Genomic DNA, 19,313 nt, shown 5'->3' with positions numbered 1-19,313 from the left:
CTGTGGATGATCGGCTTACCGGTCCGCCACGTCAGCAGACCGATAATGCATAGGTTTAGACCTGACGCACGGCTCCTTTTGCCGCGCTGGTGGTCAGCTTGGCATAGGCCTTAAGCGCAGTAGACACCTTGCGTTTGCGCGGCGCAGCAGGCACCCAGCCCTTTGCGTCCTGTGCTTCGCGCCGGGCGGCGAGCTCTTCATCTGAGACGGCCAGATGGATCGAGCGGTTGGGGATGTCGATTTCAATTGTGTCGCCATTCTGGACCAAACCAATCTCACCGCCTTCGGCCGCCTCGGGCGAGACATGGCCGATCGACAGACCGGACGTGCCGCCCGAAAACCGCCCGTCGGTCAGCAAGGCGCAGGCTTTGCCAAGCCCCTTCGATTTCAGGTAGGATGTCGGGTACAGCATTTCCTGCATCCCCGGACCGCCACGCGGGCCTTCATAGCGGATCACCACAACATCGCCCTCTTTCACCTTGCCGGTCAGGATGTCGCTGACCGCCTGATCCTGGCTTTCGCATACATAAGCCGAGCCGGTGAATTGCAGGATATTGGCATCCACACCAGCGGTTTTCACGATACAGCCGTCACGTGCGATGTTGCCGAACAGAACCGCCAGACCGCCGTCCTGACTGAACGCGTGTTCCTTGGACCGGATCACGCCACCCTTACGATCGGTGTCCAGTTCCTTGAACCGGTTCGACTGGCTGAACGCCTGTGTGGTGCGCACACCGCCGGGGGCGGCCTTGAACAGCTCCTGTGCCTTGGGGTTGTTGGCAATGGTGATGTCCCAGTTGGCAATCGCCTCTCCCATCGTGGCCGAATGCACGGTGCTGCATTCGTTGTGCAGCAGGCCCGCACGGCTGAGCTCACCCAGGATCGAGAAGATACCACCGGCACGGTGGACGTCTTCCATATGCACATTCTCGGTGTTCGGTGCGACTTTGCAGAGGCAGGGAACGCGACGGCTGAGGCGGTCCATATCGGCCATGGTGAAGTCAACCTCGCCCTCATGTGCGATGGCCAGCAGGTGCAGCACCGTGTTGGTTGATCCACCCATGGCGATATCAAGGCTCATGGCATTTTCGAATGCATCAAAGGTGGCAATCTCACGGGGCAGAAAGCCTTTTTCGTCCAGATCGTAATGGCGCTTGGTGATCTCGACGATGCGGCGGCCAGCCTCAAGGAACAGTTCTTTGCGGTCTGCGTGCGTCGCCAGAGTCGAGCCGTTACCCGGCAGGGCCAGACCCAACGCTTCGGCCAGACAGTTCATCGAGTTCGCAGTGAACATGCCCGAGCATGAACCGCAGGTGGGGCAGGCGTTTTCTTCGATGTGCTGAACCTGTTCGTCAGTGAACTTGTCATCTGCGGCGGCGACCATAGCGTCCACAAGGTCAATCTTCTTGGCTTCCAAATCGGCGATGTCGATCTTGCCCGCTTCCATCGGACCGCCCGAGACGAAAATGGCCGGGATGTTCAGGCGCATGGCGGCCATCAGCATGCCGGGGGTGATCTTGTCGCAGTTCGAAATGCAGACCATAGCGTCCGCACAATGGGCGTTGACCATATATTCAACCGAATCCGCAATCACTTCGCGTGAGGGCAGCGAATACAGCATTCCGTCATGGCCCATCGCGATACCGTCATCCACGGCGATCGTGTTGAACTCTTTCGCCACACCACCTGCTGCTTCGACCTCGCGCGCGACCATCTGGCCCAGGTCCTTCAGATGCACGTGACCCGGCACAAACTGGGTGAACGAGTTGACGATGGCGATGATCGGTTTGCCGAAATCGTCGTCACCCATGCCTGTGGCCCGCCAAAGGCCACGTGCGCCAGCCATGTTGCGGCCATGGGTAGAGGTTCTGGATCGGTAAAATGGCATGATGCTGTTTTCCCTGTTGCCTCGGGTTGCATAATTCGGGGTTCGTACGTTATAGCGCACGTAGCACATGTGCGTTATAACGTACAAGGTAAATCGCAGGGCGCGGGTATGGCTATGGACGACATTACGCTGAAATTACGGGATGTGCGGACAGCCTCGGGGTTGAGCCTGTCCAAAGTCGCCGAGATGACCGGGGTCAGCAAAGCCATGCTGGGTCAGATTGAGCGCGGCGAATCGAGCCCAACGATCGCCACGCTTTGGAAAATCGCCAAGGGTTTTCAAATACCGCTCAGCGGGCTGATCGACACGACGCTGGGCGATCCATCGGTCTTTCAGACCGTAACCTTTCCCGGCAGTATCGAGGTCAAGATCGTCTTTCCCTTCGATCCCGCACTGGGTGCCGAAACCTTTCACGTGAACCTTGACGCAAACCAAAGCCACGAATCCCCGGCTCATGCCGCCGGGGTGACCGAGGAAGTGTTTGTCCTCAGCGGTACTTTGGAAATCCTGCGTGGCGAGGAATGGGTTCCCTTGCAGGCCGGGCAGGGGTTGCGCTTTGCTGCGGACCTGCCGCACGGATATCGCGCCGGTTCGCAGGGGGCTGCGTTTCTGAATATGCATCACTACGCCCAACACACAGAAACTCCTGAAATTGGTAAGGCACCTTAATGACTGCCATTTTTGACACTCTTACCATCGTGGATGCCATCGGCTCATTCGGGGCGCTGATCGTGGTGGCCGCGTATTTCGCGACGCAGATGCGGATGATGAATTCCGATGATCTGGCCTTTCCGGTGATCAACCTGCTGGGGTCTGTCCTGATCGTCTTTTCGCTGCTTGAGAATTTCAATCTGGCCTCGATGCTGATCGAAGGCTTCTGGATTGTGATCAGCATCATCGGCATCATCCAGCATTTCCGCCTGCGCAAGGCGCGATAAATCCAGACGTTCACAAGCGCTAGCGCTATCCAGCCTTGAACGCCCATGCCACGGGGTATAGGGAAACCCCAAGCTCGCTTAGGGGAGGCTTTGATGCTGGACGATCCGAAAACCCTCGTATCCACCGAATGGCTGGCCGCGCATATGAAAGACCCGGATCTGCGGATTCTGGACGGGTCGTGGTATTTGCCCGCGCAAAACCGTGATGCCAAGGCCGAATATGATGCCGGGCATATCCCCGGAGCACGGTTCTTCGATATTGATGAGATATCAGATCACCGTTCCGACCTGCCTCATATGGCGCCGCCGGTCGAAAAATTCATGTCACGACTGCGCGCCATGGGTGTCGGTGATGGTCATCAGGTTGTGGTTTACGATGGTGCCGGGCTGATGTCCGCAGCGCGCGTATGGTGGCTGTTCCGTCTTATGGGGCAGGAAAACATCGCGGTTCTGGATGGGGGGTTGCCAAAATGGCAGGCCGAGGGGCGCGAGATCGAGGATCTGCCTCCGGTCATTCGCGACCGCCACATGACTGTTCGCGTGCAAAACCAGCTTGTCCGGGACGTCACGCAAGTTTCCGCCGCCGCCAAGCTGGCAGATCACGAGATCATCGATGCCCGCTCGGCCGACCGGTTTGCCGGAACCGCACCCGAGCCGCGCGAAGGGCTGCGTTCGGGCCATATTCCCGGCTCGCGGAATGTGCCCTTTGGGCAGTTGTTGAACGCCAACGGAACAATGAAGTCGCCCGAGGACTGCCGCGCCATATTCGAGGCTGCAGGTGTCGATCTGTCGAAACCGGCGATCACCTCTTGCGGGTCTGGCGTCACGGCCGCGATTCTCAGCCTTGCGTTGGAACGCATGGGCAAGAAAGACCACTCGCTTTATGACGGCTCCTGGGCTGAATGGGGTGCCTTCCCGACCCTGCCCGTCGCAACCGGAGAGAACTGATGTTCGAGAACCTGAAACCGCAGCCCGCCGACAAGATTCTGGCACTGATGCAGATGTACCGCGAAGACCCGCGCGATCAGAAGATCGATCTGGGTGTTGGTGTCTACAAGAATGCCGAAGGCGTGACGCCCGTGATGCGCGCGGTGAAAGCCGCCGAACAGCGCATCTGGGAAGAACAGGAAACAAAGGCCTATACCGGTCTGGCCGGTGATCCGGCCTATGCGGATGTGATGATCGGTTTGATTTTGGGTACTTCTGTGCCACGCGGCAATATCGCCGCAGTGGCGACACCCGGCGGCACCGGTGCCTGCCGTCAGGCGTTCGAGTTGATCCGGATGGCGAACCCTTCGGCACGTGTGTTTGTGTCGAACCCGACCTGGCCCAACCATCTGTCGATCCTGAATTATCTGGGGATGGAAACGGTTCAGTATCGTTACTTCGATGAAGACACTCGGGGCGTCGATTTCGATGGGATGATCGCAGACCTGAAAACTGCTAAAGCGGGTGACGTGGTTTTGCTGCATGGCTGCTGCCACAATCCGACCGGTGCCAATCTGAATATGGTGCAATGGCAGGAGGTCGTGAACCTGATCAATGCGCTGGGCCTCGTTGCGATGATCGACATTGCTTATCAGGGCTTTGGTGACGGTCTGGAAGAGGATGCGCAAGGCGTGCGACTGGTGGCCTCATCGGTAAAGGAATGTCTGATTGCGGCGTCATGTTCGAAAAACTTCGGCGTCTATCGTGAGCGCACCGGGTTGCTGATGGCCGTCAGTGACAACGCGGCTGAAACGGCGTTGAATCAGGCCACTCTGGCGTTTTTGAATCGCCAGAACTACTCCTTCCCGCCGGATCACGGCGCGCGCGTGGTGACGACCATTCTTATGGATGAGGCGTTGCGGGCAGACTGGGCAACTGAGCTGGAAGAGGTTCGCCTGTCCATGCTGGGCCTGCGCCAGCAACTGGCTGACGAGTTGCAGCGTCTGGCCGGATCCGACCGGTTTGGGTTCATCGCCCAGCACCGCGGCATGTTCTCGCGCTTGGGTGCGGCCCCGGAACTGGTCGAGAAACTGCGCGTTGAACACAGTATCTACATGGTCGGCGACAGTCGCCTGAACATTGCCGGGCTGAACGCAGCGACTGTGCCGATTTTGGCCAAAGCAATAGTGGATGTCGGGGTTTAGACGCAGACGCGACATTTGAAACGAAAACCCGGGCGCGAACGCCCGGGTTTTTTGTCAGGTGAAGGCAAGGCTTAGCCTTTCGAGAATTCGGGGTATGCTTCCATTCCCAGTTCAGCCATGTCGAGGCCGTTGATCTCATCCTCTTCGCTGACACGGATGCCGACGGTGGATTTCAGGATCGTCCACAGGATCAGTGCGCCGACAAAGGTGAAAACGCCGTATGCGACGATGCCCAGAAGCTGCGAGCCCAGGCTCGCGTCACCGTAGAAAATGACGGCGATGGTGCCCCAGATGCCACAGAACAGGTGAACCGGGATGGCACCGACAACATCATCGATCTTGAACTTGTCCAGCATCGGGACCGCGAAGACCACGATGATACCACCCACGGCGCCGATCCACAGGGCACCGAACAGGGTCGGGGCCAGCGGCTCGGCCGTGATCGAGACCAGACCGGCCAGTGCGCCGTTCAGCACCATCGTCAGGTCAGGCTTCCTGTACAGAACCTGGGTCAGGATCAGCGCTGCAACCGAGCCCGAAGCCGCGGCCATGTTGGTGTTGGCAAAGATGCGTGACACGTCCGATACATCGCCCACGGTTCCCATCGCCAGCTGCGAGCCGCCGTTGAATCCGAACCAACCCAGCCACAGGATGAACGTTCCCAGGGTCGCCAACGCCAGGTTAGAGCCGGGCATCGGGTGAACTTTGCCATCTTTGTACTTGCCGATCCGCGGGCCTAGGATAAGGGCCCCTGCCAGCGCAGCCCAGCCACCGACCGAGTGTACGATGGTCGAACCGGCAAAGTCCGAGAAGCCCTTGGCATCCAGCCAGCCGCCGCCCCATTTCCATGAACCGGAAATCGGGTAAATGATGCCTGTCAGCACGATGACGAAGATCAGGAAAGGCCAAAGCTTGATCCGTTCCGCCACGGCGCCCGACACGATGGACGCAGTCGCGGCCACGAACACAAGCTGGAAGAAGAAGTCTGAACCGACCGAAGCATAGTCCAGTGCCGCATCCGCCGGCGCAACACCAACCGCATCAAGCGTTGTGGTCGAAAAGAACGGGCCAAGCCAGCCCGTGATGGACCAGCCGTCGCCTGGATACATCAGGTTGAATCCGATCAGCCAGTACATGATTGCGGCAAATGAAAACAATGCCACGTTCTTGATCATCTGCATGGCAACGTTCTTGGATCGCACCAGACCGCCTTCCAGCATGGCAAAACCTGCAGCCATGAAGAAAACAAGAAAGCCCGCCATCAGAAACAGAAGCGTGGTAAAGATATACTGGGTGTGCTGTGCCGCTTCGCCGGTTGCGGCGGCCTCTTGCGCAAGACCCATCTGCGGCAGCGCAACAATGGCGGCGGCAGGGATGAGAGATTTCATCAGGTTCATTGTCAGTCCTCGAATGATTGTGAGTGGGCGCGCTTACAGCGCGTCCTCGTTTGTTTCCCCGGTACGCACACGCATCGCCTGTTCGACATCGAGGACAAAAATCTTGCCGTCACCGATCTTGCCGGTTTTGGCGGTTTTTGTGATGGTCTCGACGATCTGGTCGGCCATTGTCGCAGGCACCACGATCTCAAGCTTGATCTTGGGCACGAAGTTCACCGCATATTCGGCCCCACGATAGATTTCGGTGTGACCGGACTGCGAGCCGAAGCCCTTGATTTCGGTCACCATCATGCCGCGCACGCCAGCCTCGGTCAGTGCTTCGCGCACCTCCTCCAGCTTGAACGGCTTGATTGTCGCAATGATCAGTTTCACGTCTTTCCCCTCTGATTGTCCGGTGGGACCGGTTTTGTTTGCGCCTGCAGAAAAAAAGCGCGCCGCGGCGCAGTAAGAAACGCTTTCGGGGCCAAAACCTGTCGGAAAATAATGCGAAGTTGCACAATTTTTGCACAACACAGCCATTACGACTAATAATTGAGCACTATAGAGAGGGGAAATTCCGGAAAATCGGACCTCTACATACCGTGGTTGTCGAGGTATGGTGACCAAAAAGTATAACCGGGCAGAGTTTGAGCATGACTGAGTCCAAGCGCCGCAAGCCGACATTGGTCGCGGATAGACGGTACCCTTCAAAGGGCCGAAAACCGGCGGCGACCAAAAGCACGGCGGGCAAAAAATCGACGGCGCGCAAAACGGCCACGCGCAAAACCACACGCAGGAAAACCCGCACGTCATCAGGGGGCAAAGGCGGTGGTATCTTTCGCCGTTTGTTCCGATGGATCTGGCGGCTGATCTGGGGCTTGACCTGGCGTGTAGGTGCGATTTCGGCCATGCTGCTCGCGCTGGCGGTGGGTATCGTTTATGCAACCTTGCCGGATGTGGATGCCTTGCTGGATGGGCGCGCGCGGGGTTCCGTGACTTTGCTGGATCGTGACGGCAAGGTCTTTGCCTGGCGTGGCGATCAGTTTGGTGGCGTGATCACGGCCGATACCGTGTCTCCGCATCTCAAGAACGCAGTCATCGCAACCGAAGACAAGCGATTTTATCGGCATTTCGGGGTCAGCCCGCGTGGCGTCGCCAGCGCGGTCAGCATCAACCTGAGCGAAGGCCGCGGGCCTTTGTCAGGGCATGGCGGGTCCACCATCACGCAACAGACCGCGAAATTGCTGTGTTTGGGTGTTCCCTATGATCCCAGTGATTGGGAATCCGAGGCCGCATATGAGGCCGACTGCCGTCAGGGTTCCTTGTGGCGCAAGGCCAAGGAAGCCGTCTATGCGCTCGCAATGGAGGTGAAATACTCCAAGGACGAGGTTTTGACGATCTACCTGAACCGCGCTTTTCTTGGCGCAGGCGCGCGTGGGTTCGAAGCCGCAAGCCAGCGCTACTTTGGAAAATCCGCCGCCGAGGTTTCGCCCGCAGAGGCCGCGATGCTGGCTGGACTGCTGGTTGCGCCTACACGCTATGCACCGACCAACAACCTGCAACGGTCTCAGGATCGGGCACGGCTGGTGATCGGCCTGATGGAGGATCAGGGGTATCTGACCGCCGCACAGGCCAGCGAAGCGCGTGCGCGACCGGCGCAATTGTCTGAAGCGGCAGCTGCCCGAGCGGGCGGCTATTTCGCAGATTGGGTTGTTTCGGAACTTCCCAGTTATTTCGGCGATAACACAACCGAAGATGTTGTGATCCAAACGACTTTGGATCAGCGGATTCAGCGATCGGCGGAAGAGGCTTTGCAATTCATCTTTCAAGAAAAGGTGCGCGAAGGCTCCAAGGCGCAGGCGGCCATCGTAGTCATGTCCGCGGACGGCGCGGTAAGGGCGATGGTCGGGGGGCGCGAAACACGGGTTGCCGGTGTGTTCAACCGGGCCACCATCGCCAAACGTCAAACCGGTTCGTCCTTCAAACCTTTTGTCTACGCTACCGCGTTGGAACTCGGCTATTCCCCGCTGGATACGGTGATGGATGAACCTTACTGCGTGGACATTCCCGGGTCCGGCCAATGGTGCCCCAAGAACTATACCAACAAGTATTACGGGCGCGTGTCATTGGCGGATGCTTTGAAGAACTCACTGAACATTCCGGCGGTGAAAGTTGCCGAGATTTCGGGCTTGGATAACGTCCGCACCGTGGCCAGTGGTTTTGGGATTGCCAGCGATCTGGCGCAAGGTCCGGCCTTGGCGCTGGGTGCGTCGGAAAGCACGCTGATTGAGATGACGGGGGCTTATGCAGGTATTCTGAACGGCGGCTCTGCCGTTGAACCTTATGGCCTGACCGAGCTGAAGCTGCTGGGGGATGAAGCACCTGTCATGGTTACGACAACCGGTATTGGTGAGAGGGTCGTTAATGAGACGGCAGCCAAACAGTTGACCTGGATGATGGAACGTGTGGTGTCCGAAGGCACAGGTGGCCGGGCCAAGTTGCCCGGCTGGCAGGTGGCGGGCAAAACGGGCACGACCCAGGCCGCGCGCGATGCATGGTTCATCGGGTTTACTGCGGATTACGTAACCGGTGTTTGGATGGGCTATGACGACAACACGCCCCTATCTGGTGTGACCGGCGGCGGTCTGCCCGCGGAAATCTGGAGAGAAACCATGCTGCGTGTCACCGAAGGGATGACACCCACCCCCTTGCCGATGATCGCACCAGCACCGCCAGTTCAGGTCGCGCAGCCACAACCGGGTCGAAAGCGCGGTGGTTTTGCCGAGGACATCAACAATCTGCTGAGGAATATATTTGGCGGCAACTAGAATCTTCTTTGATGGGAATACCAAAAAGGCGGTGCACTGGGCACCGCCTTTTGTCATTTCGCTGATTGCGTGTTTCAGACGCTGGCGTCCAAGGCCGCAAGGATCGCGTCGCCCATTTCAGTGGTTGATACGGGCTGAACGCCCTCATCTGCAAGCAGGTCGCCGGTGCGTACACCATCGGCCAGTACTTTCTCGATCGCGGCCTCAAGACGATCCGCTTCTTCTCCCTGATCAAAGCTATAGCGCAGGGCCATGGCAAAGCTGAGGATACAGGCGATCGGGTTGGCTTTGCCCTGACCCGCGATATCCGGAGCCGAGCCGTGGACGGGCTCATACATTGCCTTGGGCCGACCATTGGCCATCGGCGCGCCCAGAGAGGCCGAAGGCAACATGCCCAGCGACCCGGTCAGCATCGCGGCGCAGTCCGACAGGATGTCACCGAACAGGTTGTCGGTCAGGATCACATCAAACTGTTTCGGTGCGCGCACAAGCTGCATCGCGCCGTTGTCGGCGTACATATGGCTCAGCTCAACTTCGGGGTAGTCCGCAGCGACGCGGGTGACGACTTCGCGCCACAGGATGCCCGATTCCATGACGTTGGCTTTTTCCATCGAGCACAACTTTTTATTGCGGCGCATTGCCAGTTCAAAAGCCGAGCGCGCGGCGCGTTCGATCTCGGATTCGGTGTAACGCTGGGTGTTGATGCCGACGCGTTCGTTGCCTTCCTCGAAGATGCCGCGCGGCTCACCGAAATAGACGCCCGACGTCAGTTCGCGGACGATCATGATATCCAGACCGGCAACGATGTCTTTCTTCAGCGACGAGAAATCGGCAAGCGCGTCAAAGCACTGGGCCGGGCGCAGGTTCGAATACAGGTCCATTTCCTTGCGCAGGCGCAGCAAACCACGCTCGGGTTTCAGGCTGAAATCCAGATCGTCGTATTTAGGACCGCCGACAGCGCCCAGCAGAACCGCGTCAACCTCTTGCGCCTTTGCCATGGTCTCATCGGACAGAGGCTTGCCGTGGGCGTCATAAGCGGCACCGCCCACCAGATCCTCGCTCACGTCAAATTGAAGACCGCGATTGGCACCGAACCAATCGATGATTCTGCGCACTTCGGCCATAACTTCTGGGCCAATTCCGTCTCCGGGCAGGATGAGGAGCGAGGGGTTGGGCATGAAGGGTCTCCTTGCGTTTTGTTGCACAGGCCCTAGCGTCTGCGCAGCATCGGGTCAATGAGACAGACCTGTCAGAACACAAGGAAAACACATGCTGACACCTGGAAATCGGGTTCCTGCGCTAAAAATCGAAACTGTTGCCCATGGCAGCTTCGATCTTGACGTGGACAAAGGCGAAAACGGGGCGCTGGTAATTCAATATCGCGGGCTGCATTGCCCGATTTGCATCAAGCAGATGGCCGAGGTAGAGGCGGCGCTGGACGATTTCACGGCGCTGGGTGTCGAGGTTATCATGATCACCACCGATACCGCCGAACGTGCCGCTGAAACCGCAGCAAAAGCCAATGTTTCCCGCCTGCGTGTAGGCCACAGCCTGCCCCTGTCTGAGGCACGGGAGGGTTGGGGTCTTAACATCTCGACCTAACGCGAAGGCAGTGCCGAACCAGACCTGTTCGCAGAGCCCGGACATTTTTACATCGCACCTGACCGGACGCTTTAATTTGGGTGGCAGCAGACCACGCCTTTTGGACGTCCGTCGATGTCGGATATCGCAGGTGGTCTGAAGTTCACTTTAGGCAATAACTACCCGGCGCGCGGAACGTATACGGGCCCTCTTTGATCCTCAGAGGCTGGCCTTGAGCCCTTCTGCCAGCAAATCCCAGACCCTGCGGATACGTGGGGTCTGGCGCATGGCCTGCGGCGCAGCCAACCACACGGGCAGAACCGGGATTTCAACATCCAGCGGCAAGATTTCGACATCCGGGTCGGCTTCGGCCATCTGGACCTGACTGAAGCCAATGCCGCATCCCGCGCGGATCAGTTCCCAATAGGCGCTTTGCAGATCGCAGCGGGTCGCAAAACTGTTGCGGCTTGCGGGCCATCCTTTTTCGCGCATGGCCTTGATGATTTCCTGATTGGCGTCAAACCCCACAAGGTCGTGGGAAAAAAGTTCCTCGGGTGTCTTGGGGCGTCCCTTACGGTCGAGATAGGACCTGGCCGCGCAAAAGCATAACGGCACCTCACCCAGATAACGCGAAATGATATCCATTTGCGCGGGGCGATACATGCGAACGGCAATATCTGCCTCGCGGTACAACAGGTTTTCCGTGGTGTCGGTGGCGACCAGCTCAAGTTGAATGGCGGGTTCCTGCCTTCGGATATTCGCCAGAATCGGCGGCAGCAGATGATGCGAAGCGAAGACCGAAGCGGTGATGCGGACCGAGCCTTCAAGCTGCTGCGACTGCCCTGCGGCGGCAAGGCTGAAGGCAGTCATGGCGCTGTGCATTTGCTGCGCCATTGGCAAGAGTTGGGAACCTGCCACGCTCAGTTTCAGGCCACGCGCGTGCCGGTCGAACAAGGATACGCCCAGTTCGGTCTCAAGGCTTTGTACTTGCCGCCCCAATGTGGGTTGGCTGCGATCAAGGTGCCGAGCAGCGGCAGACAGGGATCCTGTTTCGGCCACGGCCAGAAAGCTTTGGATCAGAGACCAATCCGCATGTGTCAGTGCTTTATCCATTCATAATTGAATACACATTCTACATTTCCCGGCAATTCCATACGTGCATTGAATGGATAGATTGGTCTGAAACAGGAGGCATCAATGACACAAACTGCTCTGATACTCGGCGCGTCGGGCCGGTTTGGGCGCAATGCTGCAAAGGCGTTTCGGAATGCGGGTTGGACCGTGCAGACATTCCGTCGCGGGTCCGGTTCTCTTTCCCAGGCGGCAAAAGGGGTGGATGTCATCGTAAATGGGTGGAACCCGCTCTATCCTGATTGGTCGCGTGAAATGCCCGACCTGACCAGACGCGTGATAGACGCCGCGTCCGAGGCCGGATCCACCGTATTGGTTCCCGGCAACGTCTATGTGTTTGGAGCGGACACGCAAGGCCCATGGTCCGGCCTTACACCGCACTTGGCCACCAATCCGCTTGGCCGTATCCGGATTGAAATGGAGGAGGCGTATCGCGCTTCAACCGTCAGAACGATCCTTCTGCGAGCAGGCGATTTCATTGACACTGAGGCATCTGGAAACTGGTTCGATCAGGTCATGATCAAGCATCTGTCGCGCAATCAATTCGTGTATCCCGGAGATCCGGAGGCCCCGCACGCCTGGGCCTATCTGCCTGATCTGGCCCAAGCTGCCGTCGCGCTGTGTGAAATCCGAAAGGATCTGCCGCGGTTCTGCGATGTTCCTTTTGCTGGCTACACCCTGACCGGAGCTGAGATCGCGCAGTCTTTGACGAGAGTGACCGGGCGGGACATATCCGTGAAGCCTATGCAATGGTGGCCATTGCAGCTGGCGCGACCATTCTGGCGCATGTCCTCACACCTGATTGAAATGCGGTACCTGTGGCAGGTGCCACATCAGTTGGACGGATCGTACCTGACCGAGTTGCTGGGTTCCGTGCATCAGACAGATCTGGATGATGCATTGCGTTCTGCGATCTCACCCAGCCTTGTGGCTTTGCCCTATGCGAACGGAGAGTCGGTCACGCCTTAGGGCAGGGTGACGTCAATCCAGACCAATCGGTGCCTGCTGGCGCGCATGGCGGATTCGTACAGCTTGGTGCCTTCTTCCGGCCACGTTATACCGGCATCCGAAATGCGCAGGTCGGCCGACGGCAGCACATAATCCACGCGCATTTCACCAGTGGCCTTCCACGCGACCGTTGAGGTTGAACCTGACGGGTCTTTCGGCAGCGGGTCTTGCAAACGCGGATGGGCCAGAAGGGACTGAATGGCCTGTTTACGGCCCTCTCCACGCGTTGGGTCAAGGTTGGCATCGCCGGCGATTACGAAGGGACCTTCGGGAACTGGCCCCAGTTCACCGTTCAGTAAAACAGACCAGAGCCGGATCTCATCCTGGTTGCGCAATCCGTTTCGATCCTCGGGCCCATCGAAAACGGGTGGCGCGGCATGAAAGGTCATGAGATTGAGCCGCCCATAAGGGGTTTCGATCGGTACAACCCAATGTGCGGTAGAAGACAGGCGTTGTATCTGATGTGCCGCGTCAGACGGGAAGGGGTGCCCGTTTACGCCGGGCAGGGTGGCGCCCGGTAAACTCCGCCACAACAGCTCGGAATAATCCTGAACCTCAGCGGTGATGATTTCATATCGCGACAACACCGCCAGCCCACCTTGACCTGTGAATTGCCCCCAGCTTTGGGCGTCGCCGGGGCCTTGGGTCTTGCCATCACCGTCCAGATCAAGCGAGGTTTCCAGCCCGGCATTGGGTTGTGTGGCAAGGTAATATCCGTAATCAAGCCCCGCGTTGCGCAGTTTCCCGGTCAGGGCTGTTACAGCGGTATTGTTCAGGTCCCAGTCGATACCCTGAAGGGCGATGATGTCAGGGCGCGCCGATGCAATAACATCGACAACGGCCAGAACTTGCGCGTCATCGCGTTGAATGTCGCGAAGCAGTAGGCCGGGACCTTTTCTGCTGAGCTCGGTGTTATAGGTGGCGATACGCACGACTTCTGCCTGTGCTGCAAAGGGCAGCCATAGCAGACACAGGATGCGGATCATGCGGCCTGCGTTGACTCGCTGGTCGAATAGGCGCGGCGTTTTTCCATGATCAAGCCCGCGATCCTGAGGGTCGCCATGCCGCGCATGATCATGCTGGCGGGCAGGAAAGCCCATGCGCTCATGGTCCAGATCAAGGTCTGTGGGTTCCCGAGAGAGATCGGGGCGATCACACTGCTCATCAACTTGATGATCGCCGGAATGAGGAATGGCAGCAGAATGCCGATACAGATGTTAAGTCGGCCATCCCTTTGAAGGCGCGTAACGACATCGCCCCCTTTGGTCGGGTCAAACAGCGGCAGGTTTGTCCACACATTGAAGGCGCCATTTCCGGTTGGCCATCCCCGAACCCTGACCGCATAGGCAAAGCTGACAATCGTGACCAAAGCCGCGACATAAGCCACGCTGGCTGTGATGCGGACCAGTTCGATCAGGGCGTGGCCAGCATCCGGGGGCAACATCAACACGATGAGGCGCACCGGAGAATAGGGGAAGTCCACCACATTTGCGACAGCCAAACCAACCGAATAAGAGAGCGTGGTCAACTGCGATGGTTCAAAAGCGTTTTTGCAGATCAGCGTCAGAAAGGTGACCATCGACATCAGGCCGACAAACCGAAGGCGATTGACCGGGGGCGCGTCGCGGAATTCGATAAAGCTGGGAAAGGCGGAATTGTATTCGGCAAAGGTCAATATAAACGCGAGGATCGCGAGAAAGACCAGTATCTCGGTCCCGTTCGTAGATGAGACAGGCAGGTACAACGCAGGTGTCAGCACCAAAAGTGCAACAAGTATACCGCGTATCGCCGCCCCTGTTGTGCGCGCAATCACTATCCGAACCCTTTTTCAAACCGGATCAGCCGATCTTTGTCGACTTGTTTCCAACTTGTGCCCGTCGCTTCGTCTGACGTTGACGGATGCCTCTTTAGCGTCAACATGAACGATAAGCGGCATTTTGCTCAAGCCGAGGTGCAGAAAACACGGGATTTCGGGCAAAAAGATGGCGCAACTGGTGCGGTATTGCATCATTTTCGACGCAAATCCGACGTGTATCTCAAATTGATACCCACATGTTGTGGTTTGCGAAAAATCAACCCCAAGAATGCGAGCGGGGCCGCCTTGGCGACCCCGTCAGGTTGAGTATCCACAGATTCGTCCCCAGAATCACACCCAGGGACGGGCCTGACTGGCGTGATCCTCGAACTTGTCGATGTGATGATCTTTTTCCATCGTCAGCCCGATATCATCCAGACCATTCAGCAGGCAGTGCTTGCGGTGAGGATCGATTTCGAAATCGATCACGACACCGTCCGATGTGGTGATCTGCTGGTCTTCCAGATGTACGGTCATGCGGGCGTTTTCGCCTTTATGCGCATCATCCATCAGGATTGCGTGGTGTTCTGCCCCGACAACAATCGGCAGAATGCCGTTCTTGAAACAGTTGTTGAAGAAGATGTCGGCAAAACTGGTCGAGATCACGACCTTGATGCCGAAATCCTTGATCGCCCAGGGCGCGTGTTCGCGTGAGGACCCACAGCCGAAGTTGTCGCCTGCAACCAGAATCTCGGCCTCGCGATAGGCAGGCTTGTTCAGGATGAATTCTTCATTCTCCTGACCGTCATCGTGATAGCGCATCTCGTCGAACAGAACGACGCCCAGGCCGGACCGTTTGATTGTTTTCAGGTGCACTTTCGGGATGATCATATCGGTGTCGATATTGATCAGCGGCATTGGGGCGGCCACCCCGTGGACTTTTTCAAACTTATCCATGTTCACACTCCTGCGGGAGAGGGCCGCGCCCAGACCCCGCGTTAAGCTTGTTTCGTTTCTTTTGGTGCGTCCTTGACGAAGAACGCCATGAAGACAAGGCCGAGCCCGTTAAAGATCATCTCGATCCCCAGCAGGATGCCCAGCAATTGCAGCAGCACCGAAGGATCCATCGCGGCAAAGCGCCAGATCAGGATCGCCAGAACAATCGACATGATGCCCGAGACCAGCGTCGCCCAGAAATACTGTGTTCCGCGCATCTGGAACGATAGGATCACGCGGGCAATGCCGCCAGCCATAAACAGGATCAGGCAGACGGTCGCCAGTGTCAGCGTTCCCTGCAGTGGGTGATCCAGAAAGGACCAGCCCAGAAACAGCATCACGACACCCATGATAAGTGACAGTATCTTGTTGCCGGTCCCCTCGACGGTGAAGCCGCCGACAACCTGCAATGCGCCCGAAATCAGCAGCAATACACCTGTGACCACCGTCACGGTAATTGATGCCACGACCGGTGCGCCCAGCACAAAGATGCCGAACACGATGGACAGAAGTCCAAGCAATAGCCATTTTGTCCAGTCACTCATGTCTTCAATCCCTCAAATATCCAGTTATGAGGGTAGCTTACATCATTTCACGAACGTCTGTCAGCCGTCCTGTGATTGCTGCTGCGGCGGCCATTGCCGGGCTTAGCAGGTGGGTGCGCCCACCCCGGCCCTGACGGCCTTCGAAGTTGCGGTTCGAAGTCGCGGCGCAGCGTTCACCCGGTTGCAACTGGTCGGGATTCATCGCCAGACACATCGAACATCCTGCCAGACGCCATTCGAAACCAGCTTCTTTGAAGATATCCGCCAGACCTTCTTCTTCGGCCTGTGCGCGGACCAGACCCGAGCCCGGAACGACCATGGCGCGTATGCCATCCTTGATCTTTTTGCCTTTCAGAATCTCGGCGGCGGCCCGCAGGTCTTCGATCCGGCCGTTGGTGCAAGAACCGATAAAGACGGTGTCGATCTCAACTTCGCTCAGCTTCTGGCCGGCTTTCAGCCCCATGTATTCGATGGAGCGGCGGGCCGCGTCGACTTTGCCACCTTCGAAATCTTCGGGGTTCGGGACGGTTGCGGTGATCGGCAGAACGTCCTCGGGGCTGGTGCCCCAGGTCACGACCGGCGCGATATCTTCGCCGCGCAGGGTGATGACCTTGTCGAAATGCGCGCCTTCATCAGTAAAGAGCGTTTTCCACCATGTCAGAGCCGCTTCCCACTGCGCGCCTTTCGGCGCGTGCGGGCGGCCTTTGACATATTCGAACGTTGTTTCATCCGGCGCGATCAGACCGGCACGAGCCCCGCCTTCAATCGCCATGTTGCAGACGGTCATGCGACCTTCCATTGACAGATCACGGATTGCTTCGCCGCAATACTCGATGACATAGCCGGTACCGCCAGCAGTGCCGGTCTCACCGATCACAGCCAGAGTAATGTCCTTGGCGGTCACGCCCGGTTGCAACTTGCCGGTGATTTCCACCTTCATGTTCTTGGACTTCTTCTGGATTAGTGTTTGCGTGGCCAAAACATGCTCAACCTCAGACGTGCCGATGCCGTGAGCCAGCGCGCCGAATGCACCGTGAGTCGCTGTGTGGCTGTCGCCGCAGACAACGGTCATACCCGGCAGGGTCCAACCCTGTTCCGGGCCAACGATGTGGACAATGCCCTGGCGCACGTCATTCACCGGGTAGTAGTGAATGCCGAAATCCTTGGCGTTCTTGTCCAGCGCCTCGACCTGAATGCGTGATTCCGGGTTTTCGATCCCGTTCACGCGGTCCGGTGTGGTCGGCACGTTGTGGTCCGGTACAGCGATGGTCTTTTCCGGCGCGCGCACTTTACGGCCTGCCATGCGCAGCCCTTCAAAAGCCTGCGGGCTGGTAACTTCGTGCACCAGATGGCGGTCGATATAAAGCAGGCAGGTTCCATCATCGGCTTCGTGCGCGACATGGGCGTCCCAAATCTTGTCATAGAGTGTCTTGGGGGACATCGGTCCTCTCCCGTATGTAATGAGAAATAGCTGGCGAGTTGGCTCAGGCGACGGATAGGCGCGCCAGAACCGTGCGGGCAGCGCCAAAGAACCGTTCACGCAAGCGCGCGCGATCTTCCAGATTCTGAAGTTGGGCCACATTGAGTCTCATGCGGTTCAGATATACCGCGCCCATCCGGCAATCAAGGTTCAAAACCAGTGTCAGGCTTGCATCGCCCCGCATTGCTGTCCAAGCTGACCCGCAGGAGACGTGTATGAACCAAGACCTGATCCCCAGTACGCTGACGGACCTCTACAACAACATGGTTGCGGCTTTTTCCGCGCAGTTCGAGAAGCTGCTTGATCTGATCGTCACGCCAGGCTGGCGACAATATCAACTGCTCATCATCCTGTTACTGTGGGCGCTGGCTTTGCTGCTGAAGTTTCTGACTCAGTCCAAATGGGATAGTTGGGCCCGTTCACGTACAGGATGGCCGAAATGGCGGCTGCGAATTCTGGTGCAGTTGATGCGGCGGTTGGCGCTGCTCTACTTCATCCTGCTTTCCTGGGCAATTTATCTGATCATGCAGCAACTCACCTGGCCATCGCGCAGCTATATCATAGGGGTGATAGCTACGTTGGCGGCGGCATGGCTGGCGATAGCACTGGTCGCGAGACTGGTCCAAAACCGCACGCTTCGCCGGATTTTCAAATGGGCAATGTGGATTTACGCAACGCTTGTCGCGCTGAATCTGACGGATGATGTCGCGGGTTTTCTTGATGGAGTCGCGATTTCCATCGGGGATCTGCATATTTCGGCCCTTGGGATTCTCAAGGCCACATTGCTGATTGGCATCCTGCTGACACTGGCCCGTATCGGTACGCGCGCAGCCGAACGCGCATTGCAAAGCAATGACGACATAACACCTTCCATGCAGGTGCTACTGTCGAAAGGCATACAGGTTTTGCTTTACGGGGCAGTCTTTATGGCTGCGATCCGCACGTTGGGGTTCGATCTGACCGGCATCGCGCTTTTGTCCGGCGCCATCGGCGTGGGTATCGGGTTCGGTTTGCAAAAAGTGGTGTCGAACCTGATATCGGGGATCATCATCCTGATGGACCGCTCGATCAAGCCGGGCGACGTGATCTCGTTGGGGGATACGTTCGGTTGGATCAACTCGCTTGGCGCGCGATATGTGTCGGTCGTAACACGGGACGGGCGCGAGTACCTGATCCCAAACGAAGATCTGATTACCAACCAGGTGGTGAACTGGTCTCATTCCGACCGGTTCGTGAGATTGGATCTGGATTTTGGTACCAGCTATGACGACGATCCGCATAAAGTGCGCGCAACCGCAATCAGGGCGGTAAAGGCGGTTGCCCGGGTCCTGAGCGGCGGCAAACATGAACCGGTTTGCCACATCACCGGTTTTGGTGACAGCAGCGTGGATTATGTGCTGAGGTTCTGGATCAGCGACCCGACAAAGGGGCTGACCAATATCCGGGGCAATGTCTACCTGGCGCTCTGGGACGCATTCAAGGAAGAAGGCATCTCGATCCCCTTCCCACAGCGCGAAATCCGACTGTTACCGGACGGCGCAACTGCGCAACAGATATTCACAGAGTAAGCGTCTGTGGACGCCCTGCAGCGTGCATTCATTGAAATGTTGCATTC

General features: G+C 57.8%; 19 protein-coding genes. 8 read left to right on the top strand and 11 right to left on the bottom strand.

Translation table 11 applies throughout. The features are described 5' to 3' along the window. Positions 1-55: 55 nt before the first annotated feature. Entirely contained in the window at positions 56-1,888 is a 1,833-nt protein-coding gene (gene ilvD / locus I9182_RS18680; RefSeq protein ID WP_209599234.1) for a dihydroxy-acid dehydratase, read from the bottom strand. 108 nt (positions 1,889-1,996) lie between these two features. On the opposite strand from ilvD, the gene I9182_RS18675 reads away from it, so the two are divergent. The 4 genes from I9182_RS18675 (at position 1,997) to I9182_RS18660 (ending at position 4,958) form a co-directional block, all read left to right on the top strand. After that, complete coding sequence (locus tag I9182_RS18675; protein WP_209507254.1) at positions 1,997-2,557, top strand: XRE family transcriptional regulator; 561 nt, start codon at positions 1,997-1,999, stop codon at positions 2,555-2,557. Next, positions 2,557-2,826 carry a hypothetical protein gene (locus I9182_RS18670; protein ID WP_209507253.1) on the top strand — a complete coding sequence of 90 codons (270 nt, stop codon included), beginning with the start codon at positions 2,557-2,559 and terminating at the stop codon, positions 2,824-2,826. Before I9182_RS18675 ends, I9182_RS18670 begins: the two co-directional genes overlap by 1 nt. Positions 2,827-2,919: 93 nt before the next feature. After that, positions 2,920-3,774: a 3-mercaptopyruvate sulfurtransferase gene (sseA, locus tag I9182_RS18665; protein WP_209507252.1), complete on the top strand. Its 855-nt coding sequence runs from the start codon at positions 2,920-2,922 to the stop codon at positions 3,772-3,774. Further along, entirely contained in the window at positions 3,774-4,958 is a 1,185-nt protein-coding gene (locus I9182_RS18660) for an amino acid aminotransferase (protein ID WP_209599233.1), read from the top strand. Before sseA ends, I9182_RS18660 begins: the two co-directional genes overlap by 1 nt. A 71-nt stretch (positions 4,959-5,029) precedes the next feature. Here I9182_RS18660 and I9182_RS18655 read toward each other — a convergent pair whose 3' ends face one another. Both I9182_RS18655 and I9182_RS18650 read right to left on the bottom strand, forming a co-directional pair. After that, positions 5,030-6,355, bottom strand: a complete 1,326-nt coding sequence (locus I9182_RS18655; protein ID WP_209599232.1) for an ammonium transporter — start codon at positions 6,353-6,355, stop codon at positions 5,030-5,032. A 33-nt stretch (positions 6,356-6,388) separates the two neighbouring features. Continuing rightward, positions 6,389-6,727, bottom strand: coding sequence for a P-II family nitrogen regulator (locus I9182_RS18650; RefSeq protein ID WP_209507249.1), 339 nt, complete (start codon positions 6,725-6,727; stop codon positions 6,389-6,391). A 260-nt stretch (positions 6,728-6,987) separates the two neighbouring features. Here I9182_RS18650 and I9182_RS18645 point away from each other — a divergent pair, with 260 nt between their 5' ends. After that, the gene (locus tag I9182_RS18645) at positions 6,988-9,162 is read left to right on the top strand and encodes a PBP1A family penicillin-binding protein (RefSeq protein WP_209507248.1); all 2,175 of its coding nucleotides are present in this window, start codon (positions 6,988-6,990) and stop codon (positions 9,160-9,162) included. Between the two features lie 74 nt (positions 9,163-9,236). On the opposite strand, the gene leuB is transcribed toward I9182_RS18645, so the two are convergent. Next, positions 9,237-10,340, bottom strand: a complete 1,104-nt coding sequence (gene leuB, locus I9182_RS18640; protein ID WP_209507247.1) for a 3-isopropylmalate dehydrogenase — start codon at positions 10,338-10,340, stop codon at positions 9,237-9,239. A gap of 91 nt (positions 10,341-10,431) precedes the next feature. Here leuB and I9182_RS20500 point away from each other — a divergent pair, with 91 nt between their 5' ends. Next, positions 10,432-10,764: a redoxin domain-containing protein gene (locus I9182_RS20500; protein WP_245222725.1), complete on the top strand. Its 333-nt coding sequence runs from the start codon at positions 10,432-10,434 to the stop codon at positions 10,762-10,764. 198 nt (positions 10,765-10,962) lie between these two features. Here the strand turns inward: I9182_RS20500 and I9182_RS18630 are convergent, their stop codons facing one another. Continuing rightward, positions 10,963-11,856, bottom strand: a complete 894-nt coding sequence (locus I9182_RS18630) for a LysR family transcriptional regulator (protein ID WP_209599231.1) — start codon at positions 11,854-11,856, stop codon at positions 10,963-10,965. 84 nt (positions 11,857-11,940) lie between these two features. Between I9182_RS18630 and I9182_RS18625 the strand changes: the two genes are divergently transcribed. Then, complete coding sequence (locus I9182_RS18625; RefSeq protein WP_209599230.1) at positions 11,941-12,843, top strand: epimerase; 903 nt, start codon at positions 11,941-11,943, stop codon at positions 12,841-12,843. Here I9182_RS18625 and I9182_RS18620 read toward each other — a convergent pair. From I9182_RS18620 to I9182_RS18595, 6 genes are all read right to left on the bottom strand, one after another. Then, positions 12,840-13,868, bottom strand: a complete 1,029-nt coding sequence (locus tag I9182_RS18620) for an endonuclease/exonuclease/phosphatase family protein (protein ID WP_209599229.1) — start codon at positions 13,866-13,868, stop codon at positions 12,840-12,842. The two genes, I9182_RS18625 and I9182_RS18620, sit on opposite strands and share 4 nt — an antisense overlap. Then, positions 13,865-14,695 carry a hypothetical protein gene (locus I9182_RS18615; RefSeq protein WP_209599228.1) on the bottom strand — a complete coding sequence of 277 codons (831 nt, stop codon included), beginning with the start codon at positions 14,693-14,695 and terminating at the stop codon, positions 13,865-13,867. Before I9182_RS18615 ends, I9182_RS18620 begins: the two co-directional genes overlap by 4 nt. 333 nt (positions 14,696-15,028) lie before the next feature. Beyond that, on the bottom strand, positions 15,029-15,634 hold the full coding sequence (gene leuD, locus I9182_RS18610; protein WP_209507241.1) for a 3-isopropylmalate dehydratase small subunit: 606 nt from the start codon (positions 15,632-15,634) through the stop codon (positions 15,029-15,031). A 41-nt stretch (positions 15,635-15,675) separates the two neighbouring features. Continuing rightward, the gene (locus I9182_RS18605; RefSeq protein WP_209507240.1) at positions 15,676-16,218 is read right to left on the bottom strand and encodes a DUF308 domain-containing protein; all 543 of its coding nucleotides are present in this window, start codon (positions 16,216-16,218) and stop codon (positions 15,676-15,678) included. A gap of 37 nt (positions 16,219-16,255) precedes the next feature. After that, positions 16,256-17,659 (bottom strand): 3-isopropylmalate dehydratase large subunit, encoded by a 1,404-nt coding sequence (leuC, locus tag I9182_RS18600; RefSeq protein WP_209599227.1) that lies wholly within the window; start codon positions 17,657-17,659, stop codon positions 16,256-16,258. A gap of 43 nt (positions 17,660-17,702) precedes the next feature. After that, a complete protein-coding gene (locus I9182_RS18595) occupies positions 17,703-17,798 on the bottom strand; it encodes an isopropylmalate isomerase (protein ID WP_245220657.1) in 96 nt (31 codons plus the stop codon). 163 nt (positions 17,799-17,961) lie between these two features. Between I9182_RS18595 and I9182_RS18590 the strand changes: the two genes are divergently transcribed. Further along, a complete protein-coding gene (locus tag I9182_RS18590; RefSeq protein WP_245222728.1) occupies positions 17,962-19,266 on the top strand; it encodes a mechanosensitive ion channel domain-containing protein in 1,305 nt (434 codons plus the stop codon). The last annotated feature ends 47 nt before the right edge of the window (positions 19,267-19,313 follow it).

Source organism: Ruegeria sp. HKCCSP351, assembly GCF_017872535.1.
Classification (GTDB): Bacteria; Pseudomonadota; Alphaproteobacteria; order Rhodobacterales; family Rhodobacteraceae; genus Ruegeria.
This window is presented reverse-complemented; position numbering and strand designations above follow the sequence as displayed.

Bases quoted from the DNA above. Each gene is read 5' to 3' on its own strand.
- ilvD (WP_209599234.1), bottom strand. From the start codon at position 1,888: ATGCCATTTTACCGATCCAGAACCTCTACCCATGGCCGCAACATGGCT.
- I9182_RS18675 (WP_209507254.1), top strand. From the start codon at position 1,997: ATGGCTATGGACGACATTACGCTGAAATTACGGGATGTGCGGACAGCC.
- I9182_RS18670 (WP_209507253.1), top strand. From the start codon at position 2,557: ATGACTGCCATTTTTGACACTCTTACCATCGTGGATGCCATCGGCTCA.
- sseA (WP_209507252.1), top strand. From the start codon at position 2,920: ATGCTGGACGATCCGAAAACCCTCGTATCCACCGAATGGCTGGCCGCG.
- I9182_RS18660 (WP_209599233.1), top strand. From the start codon at position 3,774: ATGTTCGAGAACCTGAAACCGCAGCCCGCCGACAAGATTCTGGCACTG.
- I9182_RS18655 (WP_209599232.1), bottom strand. From the start codon at position 6,355: ATGAACCTGATGAAATCTCTCATCCCTGCCGCCGCCATTGTTGCGCTG.
- I9182_RS18645 (WP_209507248.1), top strand. From the start codon at position 6,988: ATGACTGAGTCCAAGCGCCGCAAGCCGACATTGGTCGCGGATAGACGG.
- leuB (WP_209507247.1), bottom strand. From the start codon at position 10,340: ATGCCCAACCCCTCGCTCCTCATCCTGCCCGGAGACGGAATTGGCCCA.
- I9182_RS20500 (WP_245222725.1), top strand. From the start codon at position 10,432: ATGCTGACACCTGGAAATCGGGTTCCTGCGCTAAAAATCGAAACTGTT.
- I9182_RS18630 (WP_209599231.1), bottom strand. From the start codon at position 11,856: ATGGATAAAGCACTGACACATGCGGATTGGTCTCTGATCCAAAGCTTT.
- I9182_RS18625 (WP_209599230.1), top strand. From the start codon at position 11,941: ATGACACAAACTGCTCTGATACTCGGCGCGTCGGGCCGGTTTGGGCGC.
- I9182_RS18620 (WP_209599229.1), bottom strand. From the start codon at position 13,868: ATGATCCGCATCCTGTGTCTGCTATGGCTGCCCTTTGCAGCACAGGCA.
- leuD (WP_209507241.1), bottom strand. From the start codon at position 15,634: ATGGATAAGTTTGAAAAAGTCCACGGGGTGGCCGCCCCAATGCCGCTG.
- I9182_RS18605 (WP_209507240.1), bottom strand. From the start codon at position 16,218: ATGAGTGACTGGACAAAATGGCTATTGCTTGGACTTCTGTCCATCGTG.
- leuC (WP_209599227.1), bottom strand. From the start codon at position 17,659: ATGTCCCCCAAGACACTCTATGACAAGATTTGGGACGCCCATGTCGCG.
- I9182_RS18590 (WP_245222728.1), top strand. From the start codon at position 17,962: ATGGTTGCGGCTTTTTCCGCGCAGTTCGAGAAGCTGCTTGATCTGATC.